At 70.8% G+C, this 11703-nt stretch carries 12 protein-coding genes and 1 pseudogene; 4 read left to right on the top strand and 9 right to left on the bottom strand.

All coding sequences use genetic code 11. The annotated features are described in order from the left end of the window. Nucleotides 1–18: 18 nt before the first annotated feature. Both E1182_RS24795 and E1182_RS24800 read right to left on the bottom strand, forming a co-directional pair. Nucleotides 19–882, bottom strand: a complete 864-nt coding sequence (locus E1182_RS24795) for a hypothetical protein (protein WP_132269549.1) — start codon at nucleotides 880–882, stop codon at nucleotides 19–21. Between the two features lie 37 nt (nucleotides 883–919). Beyond that, nucleotides 920–2764, bottom strand: a complete 1845-nt coding sequence (locus E1182_RS24800; protein ID WP_132269551.1) for a phosphoenolpyruvate carboxykinase (GTP) — start codon at nucleotides 2762–2764, stop codon at nucleotides 920–922. A 418-nt stretch (nucleotides 2765–3182) separates the two neighbouring features. On the opposite strand from E1182_RS24800, the gene E1182_RS24805 reads away from it, so the two are divergent. Both E1182_RS24805 and E1182_RS24810 read left to right on the top strand, forming a co-directional pair. Next, complete coding sequence (locus E1182_RS24805; RefSeq protein ID WP_243706404.1) at nucleotides 3183–3731, top strand: GtrA family protein; 549 nt, start codon at nucleotides 3183–3185, stop codon at nucleotides 3729–3731. 64 nt (nucleotides 3732–3795) lie between these two features. After that, entirely contained in the window at nucleotides 3796–4506 is a 711-nt protein-coding gene (locus E1182_RS24810; protein ID WP_132269555.1) for a GtrA family protein, read from the top strand. Nucleotides 4507–4543: 37 nt separating this feature from the next. Here the strand turns inward: E1182_RS24810 and E1182_RS24815 are convergent, their stop codons facing one another. Further along, on the bottom strand, nucleotides 4544–5104 hold the full coding sequence (locus E1182_RS24815) for a PH domain-containing protein (RefSeq protein WP_132269557.1): 561 nt from the start codon (nucleotides 5102–5104) through the stop codon (nucleotides 4544–4546). A gap of 179 nt (nucleotides 5105–5283) precedes the next feature. Next, nucleotides 5284–6159, bottom strand: coding sequence for a biotin--[acetyl-CoA-carboxylase] ligase (locus E1182_RS24820; protein WP_132269559.1), 876 nt, complete (start codon nucleotides 6157–6159; stop codon nucleotides 5284–5286). Nucleotides 6160–6232: 73 nt separating this feature from the next. Here E1182_RS24820 and E1182_RS24825 point away from each other — a divergent pair, with 73 nt between their 5' ends. After that, nucleotides 6233–7816 (top strand): acyl-CoA carboxylase subunit beta, encoded by a 1584-nt coding sequence (locus E1182_RS24825; protein ID WP_132269561.1) that lies wholly within the window; start codon nucleotides 6233–6235, stop codon nucleotides 7814–7816. 91 nt (nucleotides 7817–7907) lie between these two features. On the opposite strand, the gene E1182_RS24830 is transcribed toward E1182_RS24825, so the two are convergent. From E1182_RS24830 to E1182_RS24840, 3 genes are all read right to left on the bottom strand, one after another. Next, complete coding sequence (locus tag E1182_RS24830) at nucleotides 7908–8747, bottom strand: hypothetical protein (RefSeq protein ID WP_132269563.1); 840 nt, start codon at nucleotides 8745–8747, stop codon at nucleotides 7908–7910. Then, on the bottom strand, nucleotides 8747–9238 hold the full coding sequence (locus tag E1182_RS24835; protein WP_132269565.1) for a SigE family RNA polymerase sigma factor: 492 nt from the start codon (nucleotides 9236–9238) through the stop codon (nucleotides 8747–8749). The genes E1182_RS24830 and E1182_RS24835 overlap by 1 nt, the downstream gene beginning before the upstream one ends. Before the next feature lie 126 nt (nucleotides 9239–9364). After that, entirely contained in the window at nucleotides 9365–10108 is a 744-nt protein-coding gene (locus E1182_RS24840) for a M50 family metallopeptidase (protein ID WP_132269568.1), read from the bottom strand. 100 nt (nucleotides 10109–10208) lie between these two features. Here E1182_RS24840 and E1182_RS24845 point away from each other — a divergent pair, with 100 nt between their 5' ends. After that, nucleotides 10209–10754 carry a Uma2 family endonuclease gene (locus tag E1182_RS24845; RefSeq protein ID WP_132269570.1) on the top strand — a complete coding sequence of 182 codons (546 nt, stop codon included), beginning with the start codon at nucleotides 10209–10211 and terminating at the stop codon, nucleotides 10752–10754. A 10-nt stretch (nucleotides 10755–10764) separates the two neighbouring features. Here the strand turns inward: E1182_RS24845 and E1182_RS24850 are convergent, their stop codons facing one another. Beyond that, entirely contained in the window at nucleotides 10765–10977 is a 213-nt protein-coding gene (locus E1182_RS24850) for a hypothetical protein (RefSeq protein ID WP_132269572.1), read from the bottom strand. A 73-nt stretch (nucleotides 10978–11050) separates the two neighbouring features. Then, nucleotides 11051–11703: pseudogene (locus E1182_RS31290) on the bottom strand (serine/threonine protein kinase); the annotation flags it as partial.

Here is an 11703-nt window from a genome sequence, read left to right on the forward strand (position 1 = left end):
GGGCAGCGGCGGGCGCGTTCAGGTGGGAAGCGAGGCGGCTTCGGCGCGGGCGGCACGGCGGAGGCCGTACAGGGCCAGGACGGCGGCGGCGACCAGCGGGGCACCGTCGCGGATCAGTCCGTCGACGCCGAGCAGCCACCAGCACAGCGGCAGATCGACGGCGAGCACGCCCAGGGTGATCGCCACCAGCAGCGTGCGGGCCCAACGCCGGCCCCGCATCAGGAAGGCGGTGCAGAAGAGCACCAGGTAGCTGACCGCGATACCGGTGAGGAACCAGAGCAGCACCACCGGGGCGGCGGCGAGCCGGTCGTCCAGGACGGCGCCGGCGGCGACCAGGGCCGGCACCAGCAGCAGCGGGCTGTACGTGAAGGCGGCGACCCGGCTGGTGAGCAGCCAGGCGGTGACCGGGGGCCGTTTCGGCGCGATCTCCCGCCAGGTGATCGTCCCGGCGTCGAGCACCAGGCCCTTGCGGTGCCGGACCAGGTGCCCGGCCACCGCCTCCGAGCGGTAGAGCAGCCAGACCACGGCCCCGCAGAGCACGGCGAGCAGGGCGAAGCCGAGCAGGCCGGGCAGGGGCGGCACCCCCTCCCGGGGCACCACCAGCCGACCGACCGCGAAGACGGTGGTGACGGCGAGGATCAACCCGAACGGCTTCGCCCCGGCACGTCCGCGGTTGACGTGCCCGATCAGCACCAGGAAGCCCAGCGAGCGCAGCATGGCCCAACCGGTCCGTACGGCCAGCCCGAACTCCTGCTCCGGGGCGTACCACCAGTTGAGCAGCTCGACCACGACGGTGGCCGCGGCCGTGGCGGCGAGCAGCGTGGTCAACGCCCGGACGGCGGACGGCCGCCGGACCTGCGTGGTCTCGACGGCCGTCCTCATGGGATCCGATGGTGCCCGGTGCGGGCAACCGGCACACCTACCGCCGGGGCTGCTGCGCGTCGAGCCGGGCGCGCAGGGCGTCGAGCTCGGCCCAGAGCACGCCCGGCAGCTTGTCACCGAACTTCTCGAACCACTCGGTGACCAGCGGCAACTCCTCGCGCCACTCGTCCGGGTCGACCTTGAGGGCGATCCGGACGTCCTCGGGGGTCATGTCCAGACCCTCGACGTCGAGCGCGTCCTGCGCCGGGACCATGCCGATCGGGGTCTCGACGGCCTCGGCCCGACCCTCGATCCGCTCGATGATCCATTTGAGCACCCGGGAGTTCTCGCCGAAGCCGGGCCAGAGGAAGTCGCCCTCGGCGTCCTTACGGAACCAGTTGACGTAGTAGATCTTGGGCAGCTTCGACTCGTCGCCGTCGACACCCTTGCCCATCTCGATCCAGTGCCGGAAGTAGTCACCGGCGTGGTAGCCGATGAACGGCAGCATCGCCATCGGGTCACGACGGACCACGCCGACCGCGCCGGAGGCGGCGGCGGTGGTCTCCGAGGAGAGCGTGGCACCCAGGTAGACGCCGTGCACCCAGTCGCGGGCCTCGGTGACCAGTGGGACGGTGTCCCGGCGGCGGCCGCCGAAGAGGATCGCGTCGATCGGCACCCCGTTCGGGTCGTAGTAGTCGTCGGCCAGGATCGGGCACTGGGTGATCGGGGTGCAGAACCGGCTGTTGGCGTGCGAGGAGAGACTGTCGCTCTCCGGGGTCCAGTCGTTGCCCTTCCAGTCGGTCAGGTGCGCCGGCGGCTCACCCATGCCCTCCCACCAGATGTCGCCGTCGTCGGTGAGGGCCACGTTGGTGAAGACCGAGTTGCCGCGCTCCAGGGTGCGCATCGCGTTGGCGTTGGTCTTCCAGTCGGTGCCCGGCGCGACCCCGAAGAGGCCGTACTCCGGGTTGATCGCGTAGAGCCGGCCGTCCGGGCCGAACCGCATCCAGGCGATGTCGTCACCGATGGTCTCGACCTTCCAACCCGGGATGGTCGGCTCCAGCATGGCGAGGTTGGTCTTGCCGCAGGCCGACGGGAACGCGCCGGCGATGTGGTAGACCCGACCCTCCGGCGAAGTGATCTTGAGGATCAGCATGTGCTCGGCGAGCCAACCCTCGTCGCGACCCATCACGCTGGCGATCCGCAGCGAGTAGCACTTCTTGCCGAGCAGCGAGTTGCCGCCGTAGCCGGAGCCGAAGGACCAGATCTCCCGGGTCTCCGGGAAGTGCGAGATGTACTTCGTCTCGTTGCAGGGCCAGGTCTCGTCCTGCTGGCCGGGGGCGAGCGGGGCGCCGATGGAGTGCAGCGCGTGCACGAAGTCGGCGTCGTCACCCATCGCCTCCAGGACCTTCGTCCCCATCCGGGTCATGATGCGCATCGAGGCGACCACGTACGGACTGTCGGTGATCTCGACGCCGAACATCGGCCTTTCGGCCTCGACCGGACCCATACAGAACGGGATGACGTACATGATGCGCCCGCGCATGCAACCGCGGTACAACTCCGTCATCGTCCGCTTCATCTCCGCCGGCGCCATCCAGTTGTTGGTGGGGCCGGCGTCCGCTTCGTCGACCGAACAGATGAAGGTCCGCTCCTCGACCCGGGCGACGTCCGTCGGGTCCGTCCGGGCGTAGAACGAGTTGGGTTTCTTCTCCGGGTTGAGCCGGATGAGTGTCCCCTTGTCGACGAGTTCGTCGGTGAGGCGCCGCCACTCCTCGTCCGACCCATCCACCCACACCACCCGCTCCGGGGTGGTCAGTTCCGCGACTTCTCTGACCCAGGCGAGCAGCTTGGGGTGGGTCGTCGGGGCTTGATCGATACCCCGCACAACAGCCGGAGCAACCATGACACATCTCCTCGTGGTCGACGCTGACCGATCTATGGGATGCACGACTCTCGGCGGACGCGGACCGCGTCGCCTTCGTGAAAACCTGGGATTGCGCTCAGCGTAAACCGGGTGGACCTTTTAGTCAGTGGGACTGGTTGTGAAGAACTGCACAAGGTACGGCCCGGTTGCCGCATCGCGATCTGATACCCGCTTCGGCGCGCAGTTTCACGCAAATCCTGCGGTCAACTGCTGCCGCGCTTCGACATCGACGACGCCGGACCGGAAATCAGACGGACGACGCGATCGGCCTGAAGCCGGAACGAAAGGAATGCCGAATGTGACAGGGGACTCACCTTCCGGCGCCGCCCACGGGTCCGTCCCGGACGGCTCGCCGTTGCTCCGCGCCCGCGCAACCCCCAACCGGTACGCTCGGCGGGTGGCCGTGACGACGACCGGAGACCAACCCGGTTCTCCGCAGACCCCCTCGGGTCTGGTCAGCACCCTGCTGGACCGTTTCGGTCACCTCGTCCGCGAGTTGAGCAAGTTCGCCACCGTGGGCGGCATCGCCTTCCTCATCGACTTCGCCCTGTTCAACTTCCTGGCCTTCGGCCAGGGCGTCCCGCCGGTCGCCGCGAAGACGGTCTCGACCGTGGTGGCGGCGACCCTGGCCTTCATCGGCAACCGATTCTGGACATGGCGGCACCGGCTGCGCTCCCACCCGGCCCGCGAGTACGCGCTCTTCTTCTTCTTCAACGCGGTGGGGCTGGGCATCGCGGTGGCCTGCCTGGCGCTCAGCCGGTACGGCCTGGGCAGCATCTGGCCGGACGTGTTCCAGACCGCACTGGCGGACAACATCGCCAGCTTCCTGGTCGGCACCGGGCTCGGGACGCTGTTCCGGTTCTGGTCGTATCGACGGTTCGTCTTCGTGGAAGCGGGAATCCCCCCGGTTCCGGAGGCGGCGGACGACCCGCCGCCGCGGGCGTGAGCTAACGCCCATCCCGTCCGGCCGGGATCCGCCGGCTCCCGACCTCTGCCCTAAGGTGTTCCGCATGCGTCTTGTCCGTCTGCTGCCCGAGCGCTGGCAGAAGTTCATCCACGAGGCGCTCAAATTCGGCATCGTCGGTGGCGTCAACACCGTCATCAATTACGCGGTGTTCAACGCCTTGGCACTCACCGTTTTCGTCAACGGTCAACTGAAGGCGACGGTCATCGCGACCATCGTCGCCACGATCACGTCGTATCTGATGAATCGGCACTGGACGTACCGGGATCGCCCGAAATCGGCGGTCCAGCGGGAGTATGTCCTGTTTTTCCTCTTCAATGGCGCCGGGCTGCTGATCGAGCTGGGCGTCCTGGCCCTGGCCAAGTACGGCCTCGGCGTCCACGGCCTGCTCGCGCTCAACGTGGCGAAAACCTGCGGCGTCCTGCTGGCCACGCTGTTCCGCTTCTGGTCGTACCGGACCTTCGTCTTCCAGCCGGTCCCCGCGCACGCCGCGCAGACCTGGCACCACCTGCCCCGCGACGAGTGGGACACGATGGCCGAGTTGGACCCGGTCGCGGAACTGGCCGAGTCGGTCACCGAGCTGGAGGAGACCCAGCCGACCGACCGGCGGAAGCCGTCAGCCGCCGCCGAGCCGATCTTCCCGCAACCGAAGGTCCGCCCGGCGTTGGACCCCGGCCTCGGCGGCGCCGTGAGCGCCGATCTGGACGCCGAACTCGCCGCCGAGCTGCACGCCGGCACCCGCCGACCCCGCCGCTGACCGCCCGTTCCCCACTGGTTCGCCCGGCCGCGCCGGGTCAGGTCGCGGCGTTCCCGTCGCGCATGTCGGCGAGGATCTCCCGCAGTTCGTCGTCGCCCACCGAGTGCTTGTCGTGGTGGGCCTCGACCAACTCGTAGAGCTTGGTCTGAACCTTGCCGACCCGCGGCACGTCGAGCAGCACCGACTGGCCGCGTTCACCCGCCGACTCGATGGTCAACGTGCCGCAGCCCAGCACCCGTTCCACCAGGCGCTGGCTCATCGAGTGGTCGTTGATCCGGGCCAACGGGAGGTCACGCCGCTCCCGGGCGAGCACGCCGTGCTGGAGCAGCACCCGCTCGTCGGTGAAGAGGTAGTGCGTGGTCCGCCAGACCAGGAACGGCCAGCACGCCCACCACAGCAGCAGCACCAGCACCAGCCCGGTCAGCACGTAGCGGGCGATCATCCCGCCGTCACCCCCGGGCAGCAGGATCCAGCCCGCCACCAGCGCGGCGACGCCCAGCAGCAGCACCAGGACCGGGCGTACCAGCGCCTTCCAGTGCGGGTGCAGGTGCAGGACGACGTGCTCGTCCTCGGTGAGCACGTCTGCGGGGAATGCCACGACAACCTCCTCGGCGGAACCGGACGCCCGACCCTAACCACTCCCGGCGCCCTGCCGTACCACCCTCGCGGCACAATCCCGCCACCGATCCGGCTGATCATGAGGGTGACGGCACCGATCCGGGCGGAACCCCCCGCCAACCTCATGATCGACGAGGTGGGAGCGAGCGGAGGCGAGGATCAGCGGAGGTGGAGGACGTCGGCGGCGGACAGCCGGCGGAGACCGGCCGGGGTGTCGAGCAGGAGTTGACCGTCGACATCCACGCCGGTGGCGCGGCCGGACAGCTCCGTGCCGTCGGGAAGCAGCGCCCGCACCGGCCGGTCGAGCGTCGCACAGCAGGCCAGATAGGCGTCACGCAGCCCGCTGTGCACCGCGTCGCCGCCGGCTGCCCGCCAGCGGTCGTACCACTGGGCGAGCGAGCGGAGCAGGGCGCGCAGCAGCGGATCCCGGTCGGTCGCGACGGCACCAGCCAGCTGCAGCGAGGTCGCCGGCAGCCCGGTCGGGTTCTCCGGCAGCTCGTCGGCGCGCAACGTGACGTTCAGGCCGATGCCGAGCACGATCGCCGGGGGTTGCGCCGGTGCCGCCCCGGGCACCGCCTCGGCCAGGATGCCGCCGCACTTCGCCGCACCGATCAGCAGGTCGTTCGGCCACTTCAGACCGGCCTCCACCTCGGCCACCCGGGTCACCGCCTCGACCAGGGCGACTCCGGCCAGCAACGGCAGCCAGCCGTACCCGGTCGCGGGGGCCGGTGGCCAGCCGCGCTCCGCCACGGCCTCCCCGGGCCGCAGCAGGACGCTGGTCGCGATGCCAGCCCGGGCCGGCGACTGCCACACCCGGCCCCGCCGACCCCGCCCGGCGGTCTGCCGCTCGGCGACCACCAGCAGACCCTCCGGTTCACCCGCCCGCGCGGCGGCGGCCACGTCCGCGTTGGTGGAACCGGTCTCGACCCGCAGGTCGAGCCGCCGCCACGGCCCGTGCGGCGCGGTCAGCGCGCGGGCCAGCCGCTCCGCCGACAGTGGCGGTCGGTCCAGATCGGTGTACGGGGAACCCGGCATCCCGCCAGCCTACGGGCGGCACTGAGGCGCACTGCACAACGGCGGCGGGCTGAACCATCGTTATATTCCCTGGGTGACTACCGAGACCGGGATCAACATCCACAGCACCGCGGGCAAGCTGGCGGACCTGGAGCGACGGGTCGACGAGGCGGTGCACGCCGGTTCGGCGCGCGCGGTCGAGAAGCAGCACGCCAGGGGCAAGAAGACCGCCCGGGAGCGGATCGAGCTGCTGCTCGATCCCGGTTCGTTCGTCGAACTGGACGAACTGGCCCGGCACCGGTCCACCAACTTCGGCATGGAGCGGACCCGCCCGTACGGCGACGGTGTGATCACCGGCTACGGCACCATCGACGGCCGGCAGGTCTGCGTCTTCGCCCAGGACTTCACCGTCTTCGGCGGCTCCCTCGGTGAGGTCTTCGGCGAGAAGATCGTCAAGGTGATGGACCTGGCCATGAAGATCGGCTGCCCGGTCATCGGCATCAACGACTCCGGCGGAGCGCGGATCCAGGAGGGCGTCGCCTCCCTCGGCCTGTACGGCGAGATCTTCTTCCGCAACGTACGGGCAAGCGGCGTCATCCCGCAGATCTCGCTGATCATGGGGCCGTGCGCGGGTGGCGCGGTCTACTCCCCGGCGGTCACCGACTTCACCGTGATGGTCGACCAGACCTCGCACATGTTCATCACCGGCCCGGACGTCATCAAGACCGTCACCGGCGAGGACGTGGCGATGGAGGAGCTGGGCGGCGCCCGTACCCACAACTCGCGCAGCGGCAACGCGCACTACCTCGCCACCGACGAGGACGACGCGATCGAGTACGTCAAGGCGCTGCTGTCGTACCTGCCGTCGAACAACCTCGACGAGCCGGTCGTGTACGACGCCCCCGCCGACCTCGACATCTCCGACTCCGACCGGGAGCTGGACACCCTGATCCCCGACTCGGCCAACCAGCCGTACGACATGCACCGGGTGATCGAGCACGTCCTCGACGACGGCGAGTTCCTGGAGGTCCAGCCCCTCTACGCGCAGAACCTGATCATCGGCTACGGCCGGGTCGAGGGCCGCCCGGTGGGTGTGGTCGCCAACCAGCCGATGCACTTCGCCGGCACCCTGGACATCGCCGCCAGCGAGAAGGCGGCCCGGTTCGTCCGCACCTGCGACGCCTTCAACGTCCCCGTGCTGACCTTCGTGGACGTTCCCGGTTTCCTCCCCGGCACCGGGCAGGAGTGGGACGGCATCATCCGTCGCGGCGCGAAACTCATCTACGCGTACGCCGAGGCGACCGTTCCGAAGGTCACCGTCATCACCCGCAAGGCGTACGGCGGGGCGTACGACGTGATGGGCTCCAAGCACCTCGGGGCGGACCTCAACTTCGCCTGGCCGACCGCGCAAATCGCGGTGATGGGCGCGCAGGGCGCGGTGAACATCCTCTACCGGCAGGAGCTGGCCGCCGCCGAGGACCCGGCCGCCGTCCGGGCCGAGAAGATCGCCGAGTACGAGGACACCCTGGCCAACCCGTACGTCGCCGCCGAGCGCGGGTACGTCGACAGTGTCATCCCGCCGCACGAGACCCGTACCCAGATCGTCCGGGCGCTGCGGGTGCTGCGGACCAAGCGGGAAACCCTGCCACCGAAGAAGCACGGCAACATCCCGCTGTAGCGACGCCTCCCGCGCGACTCCGCGCGGCGTCCGGAGGCTCGCCCCCGTCCGGGGCGGTCCCGGCCGCCGCGCGGACCTTGGCGCTCGCCGGTCAGCAGGGCGGGTTGGCGGCGACGCACATCCGCGACGCGGCGACCCCGGCCAGCCGGCGCAACTCCTGCTCATCGCTGTCGGGCCCCAACCTCACGACGGTGAGCAGGTCGCCGACCCGGACGACCGCATCGGTCACCCGGCCCGGATCGCCCGGCGACGCCGCCCCGCCCGAGGCAGACACGGTCTGCCGCAGGAGTATCGCCTCGTCGCCGGTGAATCCCCGCGCCGCCACCTCCCACCGGTACCGCATCACGGCGCGGGGCACCGCCCCCTCCACCGGCCTGGACCAGTCGGCGCAGACCCGCACCCACCGGTCCACGTCGGCGAGAAACCCGGCGGCCGTCTCCGCACGGAGCCGGTAGAGGTCCTGCGTCAGGTACAGGCCGGTCAACGCCCCGTTTCGGCTCTCCGCCAACTGCACGCTCTGCGACCGTGAGTACCGGGAAACCGTCCAGCCGGTCCAGTTGTGTCGTTCGCGCAGGCACCGGCCGAGTGCGCCGTCCAGCGCGACCGGTGCCGCGAGCCCAGAGCCGGTCAACGGCGGGGCGGTCCGTTGCCGCAGGTCCCCCGGCTGCAGGAGAGCGTCCAGCGGGATCTCCGCCCGGTGCGCCACCGGTGCCGCCGCCACCTGATTTCTCCGGGTCGGCTGCTGTGCCCCAGGTGACCCGGTCGCCGCCAGACCGGCGGCCGACGCCACCAGCAGCACCGCCGCCGCCACCGACAGCGCCGTACGCCGGGACCGCCGCCGGGCCCGGGCCCGCAACTGCGCCGGCTCGGCCCACCGGACGGCCGCCAACTCCCGGCGCATCCGCTCCACGAGGTCCAGGTCCTCCGACATCAGGCCTCCTCCAGGTCGGTGACGGCGAGCAGCCCGGCCAGCGCGGCCCGCCCGCGGGAGAGCCGGGCCTTGACCGTGCCGACCGGCGCCTCGGTCTCCCGGGCCACCTCGGCCACGGGCATGCCCAGCAGGTAGTACAGGGCGAGCGCGGTGCGCTGCTCCTCGGGGAGCCGGCGCAGCGCGGCCACCACCTCCACCGTGTCGGTGCTGGGGGCGGGCACGCTCTCCACCGCCCCGTGCCGCAGGTACGCCTTCGCCCGGCTGCGCAGGCTCCGCCAGCGGCTGACCGCGATCCGGCTGGCCACCACCCGTACCCACGCCTCCGGGTCGTCGTATCCGGAGACCGTCGACCACCTCTGCCAGGCCCGCACGTACGCCTCCTGCACGGCGTCCTGCGCCTCGGCCAGGTTGCCGGTGAGCACGTAGACGAAGCCGAGCAGCCGTTGTCGGCTGCCCCGGTAGAACTCGTCGAACCCGTCGACGTCCGGCACCCTGCTACCTCCCCCGTGGCGATCGCAGTGGACACGCCTGGCGGGCCCCGTCCGGTTGCCGGGAATTTCGCGCGCTTCGCTCAGTCTCGCGCGCGTCGCCGGCGTCCCGGGCTGGCGGGCACCGGCTCAGGGGACGAGGCCGGCCTCGGTGAGGATCGGGCCGGCCAGCAACGCCGCCCCGACCGCCAGCGCCCCGAGGTTCACCAGGCCGAAGACGGCCACCCAGAACAGCGCCGGGAACGGGGTGAGGCGGGCCAACTGGTCGGCGTCGGACTCCGGCATCCGGCCCCGGCCGCGCAGCCGTTGCAGCTCGAAGACCGGCCGTACGCCGCCGAACAGCAGGAACCAGACCGAGGTCCAGGCGAACGCGGCCTGGGTCTGCGGGGACGCGTACCAGGAGACGGCGAACACCACGCCGCCGGTGACCAGCAGGGAGAGCACGCCGTACACGTTGCGGATCATCACGAGCATGGCCAGCAGCAGGGCCACCGTGACCCAGAGCAACAGGGTGATCCGGTTGCCGCCGAGCAGCCACGCTCCGGCCAGCCCGACCAGCGACGGCGCGACGTACCCGGCGAGCAGGGTGGCGATCATGCCGGGGCCGCTGGGCCGCCCGGCGGAGAGGGTGAGCCCGGAGGTGTCCGAGTGCAGCCGGATGCCGTGCAGCCGGCGGCCGGTGAGCAGCGCCGCCAGGGCATGCCCGCCCTCGTGGGCGATGGTGACCGCGTTGCGGGTGATCCGCCAGGGCAGCCGGGCGGACACGACCACCAGGGCCACCAGGGCGGTGATCAGCACGAGCAGCGGCGGGGGATCAGGTTGGGCGCTGAGGAGCCTGTCCCAGAGGTCGCCCAGCCCGTCGATCGACACCATGGGCGGGGAGCCTACCGCGCTGAGCTGTGTCGCTCGCCGGGCGTGACCTCGTATCGTGTGAAGCTGAGCAGGTGGCGATCGGAGCGGGAGGTGAACGCCGGTGAGCGCGGCACCCCTGGAGCACCACGTCGGCCTCTGGACGGAGGCCGACTACTTCGCCCTGGGCGAGACGCCGGATCGGATCGAACTGCTCGACGGGAGCCTGATCGTGAGCCCTGCTCCCAGCAAGCGCCATCAGTTGGTGTCCCGCCTGCTGGCCAACAGCCTCGCTGCCGCGGCTGACGGCCTCCTGGTGTTCGAGGCGGTGAATGTCCGTCTCGGGCCGAACCGGATCGCGATTCCCGACGTGGTGGTCGCCGACACCGACGACGAGGGCACCGTGGTCGAGGCGGGCGAGGTCGCTCTGGTCTGTGAGATCGTCTCGCCGGGCAACGCCGCCGCCGACCGGGTGCTCAAGATGCAGCTCTACGCCATCGCCCGGATTCCCTGGTACCTGCTGGTGGAGCAGGACGGCGAGACCCACTCGCTGCGGCTGTACCGGCTGGACGGCGCGCACTATGTCGAGGACCGGGTGGCCAAGGCCGGGGAGACGCTGACTCTGACCGAGCCGTTCCGCTGGCAGCTCGATCCCGCCGCGCTGCGCTGATCGATACCGGTCAGCCGGCGCGCTGGGCGGCGTCCGAACGGGCCAGGACGGGCTTCCGGGCGATCCGCCAGGCGGCGACCCCGGCGGCGGTGACCGCCATGACGGCGACCAGCGCGACCGGCACCGACAATCCGGCGCTGGTCAGCAGCAGGACGAGGTCGGCGAGCAGCACCAGCGTCCACAGCCCGAACCGGCAGCGGTGGTCTCCACATCGGCGTCCCATGTCGTACCTCCTCCGTCGTCGAAGGACAGGTACCCCGCCTGATGGCGAGTCATGCGAGTGGGATGTGCGGCGGTCAGTTTTTCCGGTCGGGCTGGAACCCCTTGACGATCTGGTCGAAGGTGGCCAGCTCAGCCTGCCAGTCCTTCTCCGCCACCTCCCACCGGATGGCGTACCCGCGATTGCTGGCGGTGACGAAGCCCCGGTTACGGACATGGATGCGGGTGTTGTCCCGGGTCTCCTTCCACTCCCAGTCGGCGCAGGTGCGGTACCAGTCGCACGGCTTGATGCTGACAAACTCGTAGTTCCGGACGTAGTTCTTCCGGTTCGGTTCCTGGTTCTGCCAGTCCGCCTCGGCGTTTTTCTTCGGCTCGCTCGTCCACTCGACGAGCATCTCGCCGACGCCGTTGCGCTGGTAAAAGACAACTAGGGTGGATGTCGTCCGGCCGACCCGCCAGCCCGGAGGGAGCGGGATGGTGAAGGTCGGCCCGCGGTGCAGGGTCCAGCCCGCCGGCAGCGCGTTCGGGTCGGTCGACGGGGAACTCGACGGGCTTGCCGGCGGGGTCGGGCTGGGTGCGGCGCTGGTCGCCGGCGGCGGGGCGGCGGCCGAGGTGGGCGCGGGCGCGGCCGACGAGGTGTCGGCACCGGTCGGCCTGACCTCCGGCTTGTCGCCGCTGGTCAGCACCGGCACCAGCCCCGCGAGGCCGAGCAGCAGCACCAGCACCGCCG

The sequence above is a fragment of the Micromonospora sp. KC721 genome, from assembly GCF_004348355.1.
Lineage (GTDB): Bacteria > Actinomycetota > Actinomycetes > Mycobacteriales > Micromonosporaceae > Micromonospora.